The sequence below is a fragment of the Candidatus Protochlamydia sp. W-9 genome, from assembly GCF_001950615.1.
In the GTDB taxonomy this organism is placed as follows: domain Bacteria; phylum Chlamydiota; class Chlamydiia; order Chlamydiales; family Parachlamydiaceae; genus Protochlamydia; species Protochlamydia amoebophila.
This window is the reverse complement of the sequence record NZ_BCPZ01000353.1, coordinates 1-19,690: the sequence shown is the minus strand read 5'-3', so window position 1 is coordinate 19,690 and position 19,690 is coordinate 1. Positions and strand designations below refer to the sequence as shown.

8 protein-coding genes and 3 pseudogenes are annotated in these 19,690 nt (G+C 33.2%); 7 read left to right on the top strand and 4 right to left on the bottom strand.

Annotated features, from left to right (window positions below; genetic code table 11):
* The 4 genes and pseudogenes from BU804_RS12345 to BU804_RS09895 all read left to right on the top strand — a co-directional run.
* Positions 1-115: pseudogene (locus BU804_RS12345) on the top strand (IS982 family transposase); the annotation flags it as partial.
* Between the two features lie 360 nt (positions 116-475).
* Positions 476-1,231: a thioesterase II family protein gene (locus BU804_RS09905; RefSeq protein WP_075883939.1), complete on the top strand. Its 756-nt coding sequence runs from the start codon at positions 476-478 to the stop codon at positions 1,229-1,231.
* 159 nt (positions 1,232-1,390) lie between these two features.
* Positions 1,391-2,386 (top strand): ornithine carbamoyltransferase, encoded by a 996-nt coding sequence (gene argF / locus BU804_RS09900; RefSeq protein WP_226996186.1) that lies wholly within the window; start codon positions 1,391-1,393, stop codon positions 2,384-2,386.
* A 55-nt stretch (positions 2,387-2,441) separates the two neighbouring features.
* Complete coding sequence (locus BU804_RS09895) at positions 2,442-2,975, top strand: DUF6790 family protein (RefSeq protein ID WP_075883938.1); 534 nt, start codon at positions 2,442-2,444, stop codon at positions 2,973-2,975.
* 50 nt (positions 2,976-3,025) lie between these two features.
* Here BU804_RS09895 and BU804_RS09890 read toward each other — a convergent pair whose 3' ends face one another.
* Genes BU804_RS09890 through BU804_RS09880 form a run of 3 tightly spaced genes read right to left on the bottom strand, consistent with a single transcriptional unit; the run spans position 3,026 to position 15,362 of the window.
* Positions 3,026-3,730, bottom strand: a complete 705-nt coding sequence (locus tag BU804_RS09890; RefSeq protein WP_075883937.1) for a dihydrofolate reductase family protein — start codon at positions 3,728-3,730, stop codon at positions 3,026-3,028.
* 28 nt (positions 3,731-3,758) lie between these two features.
* Positions 3,759-12,668: a non-ribosomal peptide synthetase gene (locus BU804_RS09885; RefSeq protein ID WP_075883936.1), complete on the bottom strand. Its 8,910-nt coding sequence runs from the start codon at positions 12,666-12,668 to the stop codon at positions 3,759-3,761.
* 6 nt (positions 12,669-12,674) lie between these two features.
* On the bottom strand, positions 12,675-15,362 hold the full coding sequence (locus BU804_RS09880) for a type I polyketide synthase (protein WP_075883935.1): 2,688 nt from the start codon (positions 15,360-15,362) through the stop codon (positions 12,675-12,677).
* 222 nt (positions 15,363-15,584) lie between these two features.
* Between BU804_RS09880 and BU804_RS09875 the strand changes: the two genes are divergently transcribed.
* Positions 15,585-16,184 carry an MbtH family protein gene (locus BU804_RS09875; protein WP_075883934.1) on the top strand — a complete coding sequence of 200 codons (600 nt, stop codon included), beginning with the start codon at positions 15,585-15,587 and terminating at the stop codon, positions 16,182-16,184.
* A gap of 867 nt (positions 16,185-17,051) precedes the next feature.
* Entirely contained in the window at positions 17,052-18,470 is a 1,419-nt protein-coding gene (locus tag BU804_RS09870) for a serine hydrolase (protein WP_158025050.1), read from the top strand.
* 277 nt (positions 18,471-18,747) lie between these two features.
* On the opposite strand, the pseudogene BU804_RS09865 reads toward BU804_RS09870, so the two are convergent.
* Positions 18,748-19,064: pseudogene (locus tag BU804_RS09865) on the bottom strand (transposase); the annotation flags it as partial.
* 249 nt (positions 19,065-19,313) lie between these two features.
* Here BU804_RS09865 and BU804_RS09860 point away from each other — a divergent pair.
* A pseudogene (locus BU804_RS09860) lies at positions 19,314-19,690 on the top strand (IS982 family transposase); the annotation flags it as partial.

Below are 19,690 nucleotides of genomic sequence, written 5' to 3'. Positions count from 1 at the left end.
TGCCGGAAATTTTTTAATTAATCTATTAGCTGGGATTATTGCTTATACTCACCAACCTAAAAAGCCATCGATAAACTTAGCAGAGCAGCATCGCTTATTGTTAATGGCTGCCTAAAAACCCAAAATTCAGGTTAATAGAATTTTTATCTCTTTCAACTATTTTATGGATTTTCAAATAAAGTTTTGTTTATTCTAGCTTCTTGCAGAAAATAGTTTGATAATTTTTTGCAAAGGTTCCTGAGCAGGATATGAAATAACTTATATCATTTGGAATGATGAAGGGAATATTAACAGCCTGGAAAAATATTAATTAGTATGAAAATATTCAATTTTTTTCCTGCTAAAAAATTCGAAAAAATTAAATAGATTGGTGAGGAGGAAATAAACAATTGTTAAAAAAATGTTTTAATAGTTGTTCATCTCCTACAAGAATTGTTGTATTATTTATTATCGGACTAGAATAGTTTAATCAACCATGAAACAAAAATCTCTTTGGATATTATCTGAAGCAAATATTAAAAAATTTAAATATCAATTATTTTGCTTTCCTTATGCGGGAGCAAATAGTTCGATATTTCAGAATTGGAAACATCTATTTTTTCCGGAAGTGGCCGTTCATCCTATAGAAATGCCTGGTAAGGGTAGGAGATTCAGTGAAAGCCCTTATACTTCAATTGAGCCATTAATCACAGATTTAGAAAATTGGTTTTTAAAAGAAGTGCAAACAGATTATGCTATTTTTGGTCATAGCTTAGGAGCTTTAATCAGTTTTGAACTTGCCAAGAGACTACAAATTTCTAAAAATCCCCCAAAATTACTGATTGTTTCAGGATGTCCTTCGCCTAATCATTGCATTGCAAAAAGAAAAAAAAATGGTCCTCGCAAATTATCTGATTCCGAGTTAGTAAATATTTTAAATGAGTTTAAACAGACACCAGACAAAATTTTAGAAAATCAAGAATTCCTTAAAATATTTCTACCTATCTTTCGAGCTGATATCTCTATTTTTGATAATTATTATCCTATTTCAGAAATTTTACTAAAATGCCATCTTTTGGTTTTAGGAGGAAATAATGATGAAGAAGTCCCTTTGGATACTCTTGAAGGATGGAAAGAAAATACTGAAAATAAATTTGGCACCATGATTTTTGAAGGAGGCCACTTCTTTCTTCACTCTCATGAACAACTTATAGTAAAAGTAATAAATGAGTGGCTAATAAAAACAGAATAGACTTTCTACTTCATTAGCTTTGGTAGATAAAATATATGGTTTTAAATGGCTTTATTGATGATTTATAAATATATAGACAAAATATGAGACAATTTGAAGTAATACATTAAATTTTAATTGCAATATTTTTTAATATTTATTAAGGTTTTTGTCATCTTTATGATTGATTTATTAAGAGAAAAATATATTATGAAAAATTCTTTGTTAACATTAAACGATTTGTCTACGGAACGTTTTTTAAAAATATTGGATAATATTAAAATATTTAAGCAAAATATTATTGATGGCAAATCCTTCAAACCTCTTGAAAATAAATTGATAGGGATTCTTTTTAATCAACCTTCAACTAGAACGCGAACGAGCTTTGAAACTGCTATTATACGTCTCGGAGGAAATTCAATACATTTATCAGATCTCAGATTGAAGCGCGATGAGTTGATACATTCTACAAGCTCTTCTAATGAGTTAGATCTTAGATATGTTGAACCTGTAAAAGATACAGGTCGCATTTTGAGCAGCTATTTGGATGCTATCGTTATAAGAACACGAGATCATGGAATGATAGAAGATTTGGCGAAATATTCCAGTATCCCTATCATCAATGCCAATAGTGATCTTTGCCATCCTACTCAAATTATTGCAGATATCTATACAGTCCTGGAGATTAAAGGAAAATTATCTGGATTAACTCTTGCTTACCTTGGCGATGGCAACAATACCTGTTCCTCCTTGCTGTTAGGTTGTGCCCATGCCGGCATCAATATGATTGCCGCATGCCCTGAGGAATCTTATCCAAATGCTGAGAATTTTAAAAAAGCCAAAAATATCGCAGAAAAGACAGGCTCAAATCTAAAGATTATAGTCTCTCCTGAAGAGGCGGTAAAAGATGCTGACATATTGTACACTGATGCATGGATAAGCATGTCAGCTAAACAAGGAAAAGATGAGCTCATAAAAATTTTTAGTAAGTATCAGCTTAATAGCAGATTGCTAAATTTGGCTAAGAAAAATACTTTAGTCATGCATTGCTTACCTGCGCACAGAGGTTTCGAAATCACAGATGAAGTGGTCGAAGGTCCTCAGTCAATTGTATGGAAGCAAGCTGAAAACAAAATTTATACAGCTGCAGCAGTTTTAGCAGAACTAGTTCCATAAAATTTTATTTAATCGCGGTTATGAACAAAAATAATAAAACTAAAAAAAGATACAAATGAGAAAGCTATTTCATTTTCTACTAAATTCATATAGTGTTCTTTTCTTCACTATTACCTTTGCATGTTTTTTATACTATAATTTAATTGAAGGAGAAAATCTATCAAGAGCTTTTTTACATGCCTATTTGTTTTGTAACATAGGAGTACGTGGAATCGTTGCTTTCATTGCTAATATCTATCCTCCAACAGCCCTTAAAATCGCTAAGTCTTACAATTGGCCTGAAGGTGCTTCTATTCAAAGAGAGTTAGCTGCTCATATGGGAGCGATTGGAGTTTTAGGAATTTTGTGTTTATGGTTTGACGGCTTATTTTGGCTTGCAACTGTGATTGCGGGGACACTAAGCTGTCTAGTTTCTGAGACAGCTAACTTTGCGATAATTTTTAAAGAGAAAATCCACCCTTTTGTGAAAAGGGAAATTCAAACGTCCTATGTAGTGAGCAAATCCTTATTTGCAGGAATGTTACTTGATGTGTCACTTTCTTTGTTTTCTTTAATATTAGGTTTAATGAACCTGATTCCAGCTTCGTGAAAAATTTATATTTCATCAACCTCTAGTAAACTAGAGGTTGATGAAATATCTTAAATTCGTTTATTGCCTTCATTGGGAATGATAGCATAGCTCAGCCACAAGATATCCTCTTTAAGTTTTTGAGTCGCTAAAAGCTTCAATTTGAGAGCAGGTTCGTTAGTTTCATCCGCATCGAAGATTGTTGGAGTTCCTATTGTTCCATCCACAACCGGGGCAACAAGTATACTCAATTCGTCGATTAATCCAGCTCGAAGCATAGATCCGTTGATTTTTCCTCCTCCTTCAAGCATTAGTTTTTTGATCTTAAATTTTGCCGCTAATTTTTCCAGGACTTTACCAAGATCAATTTTTGTTTTTCCACAGAAAATATAAGAAATATTTTTTGACTGTAGAAAAGCTAGATAGTCGTCTGGAACCTCTTCTGTTAGCACTGAAATAATATGTTCATTATCATACAATGTATTTGTTTCCCAAACAAGCTTTCCTGATGGATCAATAGCTACTGCATATGCATAAGGTTTGTTGACAAGAGGTGCAATAAAATCTACTTTCGGCATTGCCGTTGAGATGTTTTTTTTTGAATAAGCAGGTTTGTTTGCAAATGCCTCCATGCTTATTCTGCCGCACATCCAGGCATCGACATTATGAAATACTTCCATGGATTGATATTCAGTATAGAAAGATTGTGGGCACCCTTTTGTTGTAATGCGTCCATCTATAGAAGATATCATATGACAAATTACATATGGTCTCATGTTTTTAATACTCCTGATTAATTGTTAATTATTCATGAAAACCTTGTTCTTTAAGGTATTTGAAATAAATTTTCAATCTGTTATCCGTAATTTTTGGGAAATTCATATTTAAAACTTTTAGCATATTGAGAGTATTTTGATTTTTAGCTATCGATTTTTTAGTACTTTCAGCTTCGGCAGAAAGATAAAGGGGTAAAAGAGGAAATAATGCATTTTCAGAGGATATTTTTGCCGCATGACTTCGCCATTCTGTAGGAGGAATTAATACAATGGAATATCCTGCTTTATTGAGCCAATAGATGAGATCAGTCCAGGCAATTTTATAAGGGCTAGTAATATTAAAAACTTTACCTATCGCCTGTTGGTTAAGAGAAATTTTTACCAAAGATTGACTAACAAAATTCACAGGTAATAAATCAATAGGTTCTTCCAAGTAAGGTGCATATCCTAACTGCATACATCCTTTAACTAAGCGGAGGAAATGATCATTTTCAAAAGAAGAAATTCCTGTTTCTTCATGGCCCGTAATGGTGCTAGGGCGAAAAATAACAACGGGAATATGCCGCAGATGTGCTTGATACAAAAGTTTTTCTGATACCCATTTTGTTTGTTGATAACCGCTGATCATATCTTGTGGTGGCTTATTTGGAAATTCCTCCTCTAAAATTCCTTCCTCATCACGATCATTAGCTGCTACTAAAGTTGAAATATAAACAATAGCTTTTTCTTTTTTAAGAACTGCGAATTTTATCAATTCATTGGTGCTTAGAACATTAGCACTTCTCAGCATAGTATAATCATAAATATGATGTACATATGCTCCATTATGATAAATGGCATCGATAATAAGGGATAGTTCTTGATATTGATTGGGAGAACATCCTAGTAATGGTTTTGATAAATCACCTAATACATAAATAATTCGATCTAAAGACAGTTGGTTGAGATGGATTTGATATCGAGCAAGGCTTGATTTTATTCTTTCTTCAGCTTGTTTAAGATTTTCGGCCCTAACTAAACAATAAATTTTTGCATTTGTCGATTGAATCAATTCTTGCAAAAGGTGCGTTCCTAAAAAACCTGTCGCCCCTGTTAATAGAATAGCTTGAGGGTTTTGAATTGAAGGATTACTTTTTGGAAAAGCTATAATTGCAGAATCAAGTTTGGCATCTTCGAGAAAAGGATAATTATTCGGATGATGATCAACTTTTGAAGAACCGAATTGATTTAAAAATTCTGCTAATGAAGCTATTGTATTTGATTCAAAAAAAGTACGTAAAGGAATATCTACTTCAAAATATTGCCTTACCTTTAATGCAACTCGAGTCATTAAAAGAGACTGTCCTCCTAGTTCAAAGAAATTATCATAAATTCCGATTTCCGAAGTTTGAAGGACCTCTTTCCAAATATCTATGAGCTTTTGTTCGACCATATTTCTTGCTTTTTCCAGCTTACTTTTCTTCGAAAAAGATATATTGATTTTTTTTAGTAGCTCTTGTTGGTTGATTTTTCCGTTAATTGTCAAAGGAATTTTTTTAACAAAAGTAAATGAATTTGGAATCATGTAATTGGGCAGCTTGCTTTTTAAATACTCTTTTAATATTTTTTCAAAAATTCCCTCTTGAATTTTGGAAGGTTCCTTTGCTTCTATTTGTTCTATAGAAACACACCCCACAAACAAAGAATGGCAAACTTCTTTTTCATGGATAATTTTGGCTAAGCTTTCTTGGCTTCGATTATCTAATTGTCCAATAGGGCAAATTCCGATTTGATCCTTGACTCCTTGTTCCATCAAACGTTGTGCAAAACGACCAATCTGTAAAAGAGAACGCTGACGTTCTTGCACAGTTGCATTTTTTGGAACTGCAAAAAATAAGACGGACATAGCCTCTTGAAAAATGGAATATGTATCGATAGGATATGGAAAGATATCAAATGAATCCGTTGCTGAAATTATTTGAAAAGAAAATTGAGAAAAATCATAAATATACCATCCTTTAGACAAGCCTGTAATGGAATTTTCTTTTAAATACAAATAAAGCGAAAAATAATCTTTTTTATCACTAGGTTTCTTCTCTCGATTAATTTGTAATTCGCAAATAATTTTATCATTATCACCAAGTTGCAAATCAGGGTTTATAAGAGAAGTATTTTCATCAATAGTGATCGTTAAGCCTCTTTCTTCACAAGAATTTTGAACTAATTCCAACATATATCCTGCTTCTAGATTGCAAAAATCTTTGCTTAGATTTCCGTAAAGAGGCTCTATTGCAGATAGTTTTGCGACAAAATAAATTTTAAAAATGGAATTTCCAAAAAATTGTGCTTGCGTAGGTAGTTTAACTAATTGATTTTTAAGAGGATCATAATAATAAATTCCTCCTTCAACACCTTCTATATGGTTAAAGGGAATCGAAAAATAGGTTTGAACGGGATAAAGACTTCCTGCAGAAGGATAACGATATTTCGGTATGGGTTGAGAGGGCTGATTTAAAGCTGATAAGACATTAATGATTAAAGACAAATCGTTAAATGAAAAAGATCCAGCTAATGATGTGCTGTCTTTTATTTTTTCTTTAACTTTAAAACTTTCATGTATCCATGTCGAAAATATCCCTTTCTCTAAAATTCTTCTTTCAAACTTGCGATGGCTTTTACGTGCAAAATATTCTTCTGCTGAGAAAGGTGTGGCTTGACAAGAAAGTATTTTTGCATCAATAAATTGCAATCTTGCAGCCTGTTTTAAGGTAAAAGCCAATCTCTCTTGAGGATCCTGAATGAGAGGAAATTTTATATCATTTTCATCAGCTATGTCATGTTTGGGCACTAAGCAAACCGCAAGCCTTTTGTTAGAAGAAGAATCCTCTATAGGCAGAACTATCGCTTGTTGAACGTCTTTATGAGTATTTAAAACAGACTCAATTTCTCCCAACTCTATTCGATGTCCGCCAATTTTTACTTGGGAATCTATACGGCCTAAAAATTCAATTAACCCATTCGATCGAAAGCATCCTAAATCTCCTGTTTTATAAATCCGACCAAAATGTGAATGCATAATAAAGGCTTGATCTGTTTTCTCTTGATCACGCCAATAACCTCTTGCAATTCCCTCTCCCCCAATATATAGCTCTCCAGGAACATTTTCGGGGCAGGGTTGTAATTGCGCATTTAAAACATGAAATGATTGATTGCGCAAAGGAGTGCCGTATGGAATGCTCTTTTTAAAAGAGTTTTGCGGATTTATATCATATGCAATCGACCAAATGGAAGCTTCTGTCGCTCCTCCCAAACTGACTATTTTTAGGTCAGGATTGGCATAACCAAAAAAATATTGAATTTTTCTAGGTAGATCAATAGGTATCCAATCTCCGCTTAAAAGTATAAGCCGAAGTGTTTTGCCCAGTCTTTCGAGCACCTTTTGACTTGCAGATTCTAAATATTCAACTAAAATCTGCATAAACATAGGTACAGTATTCCAAACGGTGACCTTATGCATTAAAATTAACTCTATCCAGTGAGAAGGATCTTTGATTTTATCTAGATCAGGAAAAACAATTGCTCCTCCCGCAGCCAAAAATCCAAAAATATCATAAACGGAAAGGTCAAAATTTAAATTAGATAAAGAAAGAATGCGATCCTCTGGCTGAATGCAAAACCGATTATTGAGATCTAAAATAGTATTTACAATTGATTTTTGTTCGATCATGACTCCCTTTGGCTTTCCCGTAGATCCGGAAGTAAAGATCACATAGGATAAATCTTCAAGTTTTTGTGGAGAAGCAATCCGATGAGTGGGATAATGGCTAAGTTGTTGAAGAGAAGAAATGATTTTTTCTTTTGATAAATTCAAAATATAAGGAATTTCACTTATTTTATTTAACCATTTTTCTTGGGTTAAAACACAAGCGACCTCGCTTAACAGTAGCAGTTCTTCAATCCTAGCTTGGGGAACTTGCGGATCAATGGGTAGATAAGCTAGGCCACCATTTTGAATTCCTAAACATGCGATGATTTGTTCCCATCCTTTATCCATAATAACTGCAACAAGTTGATTTGGTTTAACGCCCTGCTCCAATAAAAAATGTCCAATTTGATTAGCTTTTTGATAAAGGAGATCATAACTTAAGCTTCCTTCTTGAGAGATCACAGCGGTGTTTTTAGAAAATCTTTGCGACTGGTTATTAATAAGATCAGGAAGCAACTGATAGGATATAGGCCATGTGGTTTTGTTAAAGGCATCTCTTCTTTCTTTTTGATGGGAATTTAAAAAATTAAACGAAGTTTCTTCCCAGCCCATCATATTATTCATCAGAAAATCAAGTAGATAGCAATAGCTGGCATGCATTGTTGGAATAAAACCTGGAATAAATAATTCATTCACATAGTCCCATTCAACAATCAAATTTCCTCCCATTTCATAAGCTTTATAATCTAGCCAAACCTGTGGGGTTTGAGAGATGCCGAAAATCTCTTTACCTAAAAATTGAGCGATATCTTCATCATTTCCTTCAACTCCTAAAATTGACGTTAAAACAACAGGCATCAATGAACCTGAAGATAGCTCCTTATGATGATGGCTAAGCTCCCTTAGAAACTCGATTCCACTATATAAGTGGTGATCTAAGTCTTGCCAAAGTTGTTTCTGAAGTGATTTAACCCTATTCAGAAATGATTCTTTGAGCAATCCTTTTCTTTTTACTTCTAATAAAACAATTGAAGTGAAGTCGCCAAGTATATCATTAATTTGTGAATGAAGTGGGAGCCTGTCAAAGATTGTAAGGTTAAGTGTAAAATGATTACTACCAGAGAATGTTGCTAATACCTCTGAAAAAACTGCTGCAATGAAAGCGGTGGGGGATAATCCCAAAAATTCTAAATTTTTACGGCATTTATTCCATAAACTCTTAGGAATTTTATGAGTACAACGAGAAAATTGTTGTTTTGTTATTGAAATAGAAGATGAAATTATAGGTAATGAGGGAGCAAGTGGAAATTCTTGTATTCGAGATAGCCAATATTCTCTATCTCTCTGATAGGCAGGACTATCTTTAATCTTATTTAGAGTTAACACATAATCTCTGAAAGATAATTCTAATGGTGGCAACGAAAGCTCAATATTATCGTAAAGTTTTTTCCACTCAATAACTAAATTATTGACACTCCAACCATCTAATATAAGAGCATCAAAACTCAAGTATAAACGAGTTATATTTTCAGGCAATCGGACAGCCTCCACTGAAAAAAGAGGCCAGGAATCCGAAGGAAATATCTCGTGAGAAAGGGTATTTCTCTTATTTGTCGTCCATTTTTGGATCTCTTCTTCACAGGTTTCAGATAGATCCGTTCTTTGAATGCGGTAATAAGGAACTTCTTGTAAGACCTTTTGTGTACCATCTCCAGGCAATATCAAGTGTAACACATCATGTCGAGCAATTAACTTATTTAATGCATTTTCTAAAAGGTCAAGGTCCAAATTCACCTTCTCATATTCACTATAAACATGGACGCTGACTTCTCCTAATTCGAAAATACCGCTTCTTCCTAACCAATAGGCGTGCTGAACATTCGTAAGAGGAAAGGGAAGATATCGAGAGGTGGAATCTGGCACCACTAGTGGTAAGTTTAAATTTAAGTTTTCTTTTTGAAGGTTACGCTCTTTATCAATATAGGAAGCTTGATCTTCTAAAATTGGATGAGAGAAAACTTCATGCAAAGGCATTTCTATAGAGAATGTCTGGCGAATTTGAGTGGTAAATTGAATAGCAAAAAGAGAATTCCCCCCTTTTTCAAAAAAATGATCTCGTTTACCGACCGATCCTATTTTCAATAACGCTTTCCATATTTCAGCTAATTGTTTTTCTGTCTCGGTATCGATTATGATGCTCTCTTTATTCATGTTTTCTGAAATTTCCGGAAATGCCTTAGGATTGATTTTTCCACTTGCATTAAGGGGAAATTTATCCATAAAAAGGAAGGTTGCCGGAATCATAGCGGATGGCAATTTTTGCTTTAAATAGCTTTTGATATCAACTAATAGGATCTCCCTATTCCCTTTATAATTTTTTTCAATGATTAGATAACCTACCAAATATTCGCTTGATAAGTTCTTTTTTAATAATACGGCTGCTTGTTGAATAGCAGAATGTTGCTTTAATACATTCTCTATTTCCTCTAACTCTATCCGTATTCCTTGAATTTTTACTTGTCGGTCAACTCTACCCAAATAATCGATGTTACCATCTAAGAAATAGCGTACCAAATCTTTTGTTCGATACAATCGTTCTCCATTTTGTCCAAAAGGGGAAGGAATAAAAATTTCAGCAGTAAGATCAGGGCGTCCTATATATCCTCTTGCAAGGCCAACACCTCCTACATAAAATTCTCCAGGAATATTAGGAGGCATGACAGATAATGATTCATTAAGTACGTAGCCTTTAAAATTGGAAGCTATACATCCTATGGGGATTATATCCTTTTCTTTAAGGCTATTTTCTCCAACTATGTAATGGCAAATATCATCTGAGCATTCTGTCGGTCCATAAGCATTAACAATAGGGACAAAGGGGTAATGCTGATACCACTTGCTGCATATTTTAGCAGGAAGAGGTTCCCCATTTAAAATAAGCCATCGCAAAGCTTTTAAGGAAGGAGGAGCATTCTCACCTCTCACTAAATTCTTTGTTTGAGATTTTAAGTCATCTAGAACATCTAAAACCATATGCATGTGAGAAGGAACTGTTTCAAAGATTGTGATTTTCTTTTTTTCCAATTCCTTTATTAATGGGAAAGGACTCCAAGCTTTTTCTTGGTTAAAAATAATGACCTTACCACCGACCAATAAAATGGCTAAAAATTGCCAAATAGAGACATCAAAAGTTTGAGAGGAAGTTTGAGCAATAATATCTCTTTCAGTAATACCTAAAAGTTGAATTTTTAAGTAAATATGATTAATCATTCCTCTGTGGGATAGCATTGCTCCTTTGGGGTTTCCAGTAGATCCTGAAGTGAAGATAATATAGGCTAACATATCTGCAGAAACATCTAAAGCGGGAAGTTGGAAGTTGTGAAGAGATAAAAGATAGTGAATATTACGGGGTGCAATCAGATATTGATCATGTTTTTTTGTTTCTGAATGAGTAAGTAATATTTTAGCATTACTCTCTTTCAGAATAGTGTTAGCACGCTGCAATGGATATTCCGGATCAATAGGTAAGTAGGCAGCTCCGGATTTAAATATGCTTATTATGGCAATCAAAAGATCAACAGAACGCTCCATGCATGTGGCAACAACATCCCCCGGCTGTACACCGAGCATTCTAAGCTGGCATGACAAACGGGTACTTATCGCATCTAATTCTGAGTATGTCATTTGCACAGCTTCGTCTTCAACCGCGATAGCATTAGAAAATTGGATAGCTTTTTCTTTAAATAGATTTTGAAAAGATGATTCATGAGGAATGATTGTGGAAGAAATGAATGAGGATGGTGATGTTGACCGATCAAAAAGTGATAAAATTTCTTTTTGCTTTTGTTTAGTAAAAAGGGAATAATTTCCTATTGTCAAATAAGGATTTTTTATAATTTCATGAATGATATTGACAAAACAATCAGCAAGTATTTGTATTGTTTTTTCTGTATAAAGGCTCACCCGATATTCAAAAAATAGCTCTAAATGATCTTTATATTCTGTAGCTTCTAATGAGATGTCAAATTTAGAAGTATTTTGTTTGACTTTAAGGATTTCTAAGGATAGATCTTTTAACTCTATATGAGAACGACTTGATTTATGAAAATCAAATAAAGTTTGAAAGATGGGATTATGGTTAAAATCTCGCTGTTGAACAAGATTATTTGCCAATTCCTCGAAAGGAAAAAGTTGATTTTGGTAAGCTTCTAAGCATGTTTCTTTTAATTCGTAAAGTAGCGTTTCAAATCTTTTATTGGCATGGATATGGCATTTTATGGGTAAAGCATTGATAAATACGCCTATTACATTTTTTAGGCTTTGCTCTGGTCGCCCTTCAATTGAAGAGCCAATAATTATTTCTTCTTCATGAGTATAACGATGAAGTAAAATGCCGTAAATACACAATAAAAGCATATATAAAGAAACTTTTTTTTCCTTAGCTAGAGCGCGTAAAGCTTCCGTTGTAAAACTATCTAAAGAAAAAAATAATTTATCACCGTTTGAAAAAGGGGTATTAGATTGAGGAGAAAAATCTGTTGGAATTTGCAAAATTGGGAGCGGATGAGAAAATTTTGCTAACCAATAGGCTTCTTGTTGCTTCAAATAAGAAGAATTAAAAAGTTCATTTTGCCAAACAGCATAGTCGCGATAATTGATTTTTAATGGATTTAAGGATATATTTAAATAAATTGAAGAAAGCTCTTCAATAAGAATAGAAAAGGACCGAGCATCCGCAATCATATGGTGCATGTCCATTAAAAGGAAAAAAATATTTCCAGGAGTTTCTATCAGCTCTATTCTGAAAAGAGGAAGAACGTTTAATTGAAAAGGTTTCACCCAATCTTTTAAAGTTTGAAACAGATCGAAATCTTGTTTAAAAATGTATTTAAGTTTCCATTCAAGAGATTCATGAATAATTTGAATCGGCAACCCATTTGAAATTTCGAACGTCGATCTCAAAGCATCGTGTCTATTGGTTATTAAATCAAAGGCCGTTATGAGTTTTTTTACATTTAATTCGCCTGTAATTTTTATTGCAAGGGGGATATTATAAACAGTTTTATTTGGAGCAAGCTCATGTAAAATAAACAATCTTTTTTGAGAAGAAGATAAAGGATAGTGGTTGCGCTGCGCAGCTTGTGTCAAAGGAGGAATAGCGTCTGAATGGTCGTTAAAATTCTTCACAGAGTTTGACGTATGGGATAAATTACTAAGTAATTCTTTTAGTTTTTTAGTTTTTATATCTTCCATTTTTACTTATTCTTTGCCTAAATAGATTAAAATGTGCTGAACTTGATCTTCGCTCAAAACATTGAGATTTTTGAGTAATAAATTTTGAATTTCAGATGCCATCTCTTGAATTGTTGGTTTGTCAAAAAATGCTTTGAGAGGAATCTCAACATGAAAGTGTAAAAGAATTAAATCTTTTAATTCTAATGCGATTAAAGAATCGCCTCCTATTTCAAAAAAGTTATCTTTAATGCTTATGCTTTGAATTTTTAGAGTTTGCTGCCAAATATAAATGAGCTTTTCTTCCAAAATATTTGGAGGTATAATAGTAAATAATGAGTTAGTCGCCACGGAAAGAGGAGGAGGGTTTTGTTCCTTACTTTGTGATTCATTTTTCCAAAAATGAGAAGATGGCGGTGATACCCAATGACTATTTTTTTCAAAAGGATAGCCTGGGAGGGCCACACGGCTATAGTTGCCACCATGGTATAATGCTGCCCATTGCATTATATATCCTTTTTTCCACAAGGCGCCCAAGCTATGCAAGAAAGTTGTTTCATTATGCAAAGATAAATCATGAGAATCAGTACTTATACCAAAAAAATCTTCTTTGGCAAAAGACAAAAGGGTGTAATCAGAAGCTAATAAATTTAAGGATAAATTATTACTCACCTGAGGAATTTGATCCAGCCAATATTCTACTTCCAATAAAGATGAACTAGAAATAGCCTTAGAGGTATCGAAGGGTGATAATAGAGGAACAGAGGGGGGGGATACTTTAACTCTTTCATATGTATCATTTCTATGATTTCCTTTCAGCCAAGAACTGACGCATTGGATTGCATCTTCTAAAGTCATTGCTTTTGCTATAACGGCTGCCACATATTGACCTATGCCTATTCCTAGCAATTGGTCAGGCGTTCCGCCTAAATCTTGTAATAATCTTGACAATGAATATTGAATAGCAAAATGAATAATTACTGGATGTTGATCAAAAGGAAAAGTCGACACTTCTAGATTTTTTTTAAAATTCTCAAGGCAAATTTTAATATTTTGTTGAAGTGAAGGGTAAGCAAATTTTAAGGTATCATAATGAGAAGCTTCTTCAAAATTCGGGAAAACCCATAATATTGGTTTTTTTAATGATGGAAGAGGCGAAGCCTTTTCATCCAAAAGTACCTGAAGCTTGCTTATAGCATCCTCAAAATTTGAGCAAGTCATAAAAGATCGATAGGGAAGCTGTTTTCTACCTGTATTCAAAGTAAAGGAAATAGACCCTAGAGGAGTTTCATTTTTTTGAAGATATTCGATGAGATTAAATTTTATTTTTTTTAAAGCTTCAGGAGTATTTGCTGAGATAGTTAATAGATATTCAAAATTTTCTAACGGAAAGGTTTTATTTTGTTTTGGGGGTTCTTCTAAAATCAAATGCGCATTAGTCCCTCCAATTCCAAAAGAACTAATGCTTGCTCGAAGAGGAGCATTCATATTTTGCCATGGCTGTGATTTGTTATTTACGTAAAAAGGGGTATTCTCCAAATTAAGTTCCGGGTTAGGTGAAACATAGTGGAGAGTGGGAGGGATAATACCATGTTTGATACTTAATATAACCTTAATTAACCCTGCTACTCCGGCAGCAGCATCAAGGTGTCCGATATTCGATTTGATAGAACCTATTGAACAGAATTGCTTTTTTGTCGTGTATTTGCTAAATGCTCTTGAAAGAGCTTTGACTTCGACTGGGTCGCCTATGATTGTCCCTGTTCCATGAGCCTCAATATACGTGATTGTTTCAGGATGAATTCCTGACATTGTAAGCGCTTCAGAAATAACTTCAGTCTGACCTTCAATACTTGGTGCAGTATAGCCTAGCTTTCGGTTGCCGTCATTATTAATCGCAGATCCTAAAATGACAGCGTGGATAAGATCGCGATCTTTGATTGCATCTTCCAATCTTTTTAAGACGACAAGGCCAGCGCCATTTCCAATCAGAGTACCTTGAGCTTTAGCATCAAATGCACGGCAATGACCGTCAGGAGAATTTATTCCTTCTTTAAAGTATAAATATCCAGACTTAAGGGGACATGTAATAGAAACTCCACCTGCTAAAGCCATATCGCAACTAAAATCTAGTAGGTTTTGACAAGCATCATGAATAGCAACAAGAGAGGTTGAGCAAGCAGTCTGAACAGTCTTACTAGGTCCCCTTAAATTAAGTTTATGTGAGAGACGTGTTGCAAGAAAATCTTTATCATTCCCAATCATGGCAATTGATTGGGCATAGGGGTTTTGCCAATTGCTTTGCATCAGATGGGGAAGGATGTTAAACATTAAATAAGTGCTGATACTAGATCCGACAAAAACTCCAATTCTTTTGGTAAATTGCTGAGTATCGTATCCGGCATGTTCTAAGGCATGCCAAGCACATTCTAAAAGTATTCTTTGCTGTGGATCCATGAATTCGGCTTCGCGAGGAGTGTAACCGAAGAAAGAAGCATCAAAGTATTCAGCACCTTCTAGAAAACCTTTTGCTTTCACATAATTAGGACATTTTCTTAAAGGATCCTCCCAGAGAAGATCAATTTCGTTTTCTGAAAAAAAAGTAATTAGTTCTTTTCCATTTTTTAGATTATCCCAGAAAATTTCTAAAGAGGGCGATTTTGGAAACCGTCCATGCATTCCAATGACTGCTATATTGTTCTCTGTTTCTATCATAATATTAAGCTAAGCTATTTATTTATTTCCTAAATTTTAAAAGATCAATTTTTGCAAAGATAGCTAATTGTAAAGAAAATTACAATAAAAATTTGACGTTTATGTATTTCATAATCTCTATAAGTTGTTGTTGAATTATTTATCTGAATATTGAAAAATATTTCGAATATAAAGAGAGTTACAAAATACTTTCATTAAAATCACTATTTATTTTGAGGGAATATGCATCAACAAGAACAAGTTGAATTACAATATGAAGTCGTTATTAATGAAGAAGAACAATATTCCATATGGCCGGTGACAAAGGAGATACCCGCCGGTTGGAAAGCTGTGGGGCAAAAAGGAAATAAAGCTGTTTGCTTGTCTTATATCAAATGTGTTTGGACTGATATGAGGCCTTTAAGCTTAAGAAAACAGATGGAAAATTTAAAAACTGTCAACATGGAAAATTTAGAAACCGCCGAAAATGTAGAGGTAGAAGATTTTCAAACAACTTCTATAAGTTCGACAGTAAAATTCTTATCGACAGGATTACACCCGTTGAGCGTTTACCCTTCGCCGGTTTCAATAGAACATTTTAAGGCTTTTTTAGAGGAACAATTTATTCATATTAATTATTTAGATACGAAGGGAGAAACCTGTCTTGGAGTTAACCTAGATCTTAATTCTACTGACAAATGGACTATTGGTTTTGAACAAAAAAAAGGAACTTTTCATCTCGAAGGAGATTTAATTTTAGATTATGTGAAAGTACGCTGCGTTGCTGATGTTGACCTTTCGTCTATGAAAGGTATGGGATATTTGCGAATCTTGGAATCTTAAAATTAAAGAAATTATTCGGAAAAGACTTATTGCTTCTAAGATGCAGTGCTATTAATCGCAATGACCTCTAGGGATTTTTAATTAGAAAGTTTTGATAAAAATTTTATAACTATTTTTGTCAAATAACTCTCTTCTCGGCTGCTTATCTTTATTTTTTAAAACCCTTTTCTGATTCTAAATTTTTTAATTTGAGTTACTTAAAAATTGCTGTTTTTTATTTGTATAGAAAGTGTTAACAGAGCTGACACCTTTTACAAAACTTCTTATACCTAGCTGTTTCTTTATGCAAATTGTTTTCTGCGATAAAATACCAGAAGTAGATATATAAATTACTATTCATATTATTTAGGGCTGGCAAAAGAAACTGCTTATTACATGGAATGGATGAATCTGATTGATCAAGGTGTGACAGAATTGAGGCGTAAAAAACTATACTAAGCATAGAACTAAGCATAGAAGCGAAATTTCGCGGAGGTACAATGATACTGTTTAGATATTAGAGAACTAGAAGAAGGCAAAATACTTAAATCTACCTAAAAAAACTTGATGAGCTATTACAGGAAAGTATAATAGAAAGTGCTTTTTCAAATTTAAAGAGACTTTTGAAAAACATTTATAAAGTCATTCATTTAAAAATCAAACTTTGTTTAAGTTTATTTATATTGCTTTGTTATATACTATAAAAAATTAAAAGGAAATTCAATAAAATATTTTTATTTTAATTTAATAAATTTTAACTTTAATTGAGATATAAATATTGTTGAATTGTGATAGATAATTTCGATTATGCAAAATCAGATATTCATAAAACTAACTAAATACTTATTTGTCCAATTTATTCTATTTTTCATTTTATTTGTTCATTTAATGAATCATGAATGCTATGGATCAGAGCTCTCTTCTAACCCTGATTTAGAAAATTTAATACCAAGTTTAATGAAAAAATATAAAATACCTGGGATTGCTGTAGCCTTATTGGATAATTATAAGATAACATCTCTTCAATGCTACGGATTTGCTGATCGTGCAAATCATCGCCCAATTACATTAAAGACTATTTTTCAAGTGGGTTCTATTTCTAAACCTGTAAGCGCGTGGGGAATTTTATTATTAGCCAAAAATGGAAAAATTAATTTAGATGCTTCTGTTGAACAATATTTGACAAGGTGGACTTTACCAGAATCTGTCTTTAATAAAGATGATGTAACAATAAGACGCATACTTAATCATACTGCAGGGCTTTCAGTACCAAATTATCCAGGTTATGTATCTGATCGTTTTATCCCCACTTTAGTTGAGTCTTTGAATGGCAAAAAAGATCCTCAAACTAAACTAAAAATTATTCAACCTCCAGGATTATCCTTTAGGTATTCTGGGGGTGGTTATTCTCTATTGCAGCTTATTATTGAAGAGATTACAGCACAGCGTTTTCAAGACTATATGGATCAGCAGGTCCTAAAGCCTCTTGGTATGTTAAATAGTTCGTTCGATGTTCACAGACTTGATCAAGATAAGATAAGCTTATCTTATGGGTTAATGGGTGACTTACAGCCTTACCGATATTTTACCGAGCAAGCTGCGGCAAGTCTTCATACGACAATAGAAGACTTAGCTATCTTTACGTTAAATTGCATGCTTGCTTTTCACAATGATTCAAATAAACCCCATTTATTAAATAAAAATGCTGTGTTAGATATGATGTCTGACAAAAATTCAATCTATGGCTTAGGTTATAGTTTGGATGAACTAAGCAATGGAACAAAAATTATTTTTCACACGGGGGCTAATAAATCCTGGCGATCCGGAATGTTTACCCTTCCGGAAATGGGCTCAGGGATAATTATAATGACAAATAGCGATAATGGTTTTGATCTTATAGAGGATGTCTTCAATAGCTGGTTATTATGGAAATTTCAAGACCAGACAACAGATTATTTAATGACTCTCAAGCTCAGAAAAGCAACGTTTGCAATTACATTTTTTTTAACAATCTCTTTTTTGATGTATCTTGGATTTTTTATTCTTCAATTAATAAAGAAACAACGTTCTTTTATCACAAAAATAAGAAAATTAGCCAGCCCTATCAAAATTTTAATTATCGCATTCTACCTGTTTTTTTTAACTAGTTGGTGGATTATTTTTTATTCGCCATTTGTATATCCAGGTGGATGGATAATTGGTGCATTTATGCCATTTGGTTTTTGGTATTTGACAATATCTATGACCTTATGGATGTTATTTTTACTTATTTTGGTGTTCTTTCCGAAACAGAAGCCTATGCATTAATTTTAATTTCTTAAAAAAATTCATGATGGAACTACCTCAACGATAATCTTATATGCTCGTAAAATTAAGCTTTTCTTAGATTATTTTCTTTGACTCAAGCTATAAGTTTGTTGGCTTGTCAAAGATATTTTTTTATCAGAGAGAGGTAATCCTAAATATGTAATGCTAACTAAAAATTTGCATAGAGATTAGTTCAAAAAAATTGGAAACTGGCTAGGTTTAATCGACCATACTCAATATTTAGGAGCTATTTTATTTCTTAGATATTTTTTTTCTACCCAAGCCTTACAGCCTCTTTTAAAATTTCATTTTCAAGTGTCTTTTTCCCAAGCATCCGTTCTAGTTCCCTTATTCGCTTTTCCATTTCTTTCACTTGGCTTTTGAGAACTAATTCTTCTCGGCTGCTAATTCCTTGTCATGCTCCTTGTTCCATTTGCCTTCTCCATGCAAAAAGTTGATTTGGTGTGATATCATATCTTCTTGCTATTTGGGAAACAGATTGACCTTCTTGATCTGTTTTTTCAATGATTTGTTTTTTTTCAAGGACCATCGTCTTCTTCTTTCTGCTGATATAATTAATTTATAATTAGTCATAAATCTAGTCTTACTCCTATATCTTAAAAGCAAGCCAGATGGTTCGGTTCATTTGGGGAGCACTACATTTATTAAGTAAGCTATTTAACTTGGCATCTAAATTCTTCTTATGACTCTACTAACCTGAATTTTGGATTTATCCCTTTGATAATGAATAAGAAGAATAAAATTTAAATGACAAAAGACCTCTACATCATTTAAAACATTTGTTTTCCCAAACTAATGTTTAATATGACATGAGAGGTCAAAATGGATTTAATCAAATTATATTGCAGTGTAGATGATTTTTGGAAGTCTTTTGAGCAGAAATGGAATAAACAGTTAATTGATCATGGCAAAACAAAGCGAGGACCTCAACCTGAATTATCGATACCAGAGATGATGACAATTGTCATTTTATTTCATCAATCAAATTATCGAACATTTAAGCACTTTTATGGGTATGTTACCAAATACTTAGTTAAAGAATTTCCAAACTTAATTAGTACTAGCCGCTTTGTTTATTTAAAGAAGAACCTTTTTGTTCCTCTATTTGCTTATCTTTTGGATAAAAGAGGAGAAATCACAGGAATTGCTTTTATTGATTTTCCATCGATAGATGTTTGCCACAATAAACGCATAAAAAG

Coding starts and splice junctions, on each gene's coding strand:
- argF (WP_226996186.1), top strand. CDS start 1,391: ATGATTGATTTATTAAGAGAAAAATATATTATGAAAAATTCTTTGTTA.
- BU804_RS09870 (WP_158025050.1), top strand. CDS start 17,052: ATGAATCATGAATGCTATGGATCAGAGCTCTCTTCTAACCCTGATTTA.
- BU804_RS09875 (WP_075883934.1), top strand. CDS start 15,585: ATGCATCAACAAGAACAAGTTGAATTACAATATGAAGTCGTTATTAAT.
- BU804_RS09895 (WP_075883938.1), top strand. CDS start 2,442: ATGAGAAAGCTATTTCATTTTCTACTAAATTCATATAGTGTTCTTTTC.
- BU804_RS09905 (WP_075883939.1), top strand. CDS start 476: ATGAAACAAAAATCTCTTTGGATATTATCTGAAGCAAATATTAAAAAA.
- BU804_RS09885 (WP_075883936.1), bottom strand. CDS start 12,668: ATGGAAGATATAAAAACTAAAAAACTAAAAGAATTACTTAGTAATTTA.
- BU804_RS09890 (WP_075883937.1), bottom strand. CDS start 3,730: ATGAGACCATATGTAATTTGTCATATGATATCTTCTATAGATGGACGC.
- BU804_RS09880 (WP_075883935.1), bottom strand. CDS start 15,362: ATGATAGAAACAGAGAACAATATAGCAGTCATTGGAATGCATGGACGG.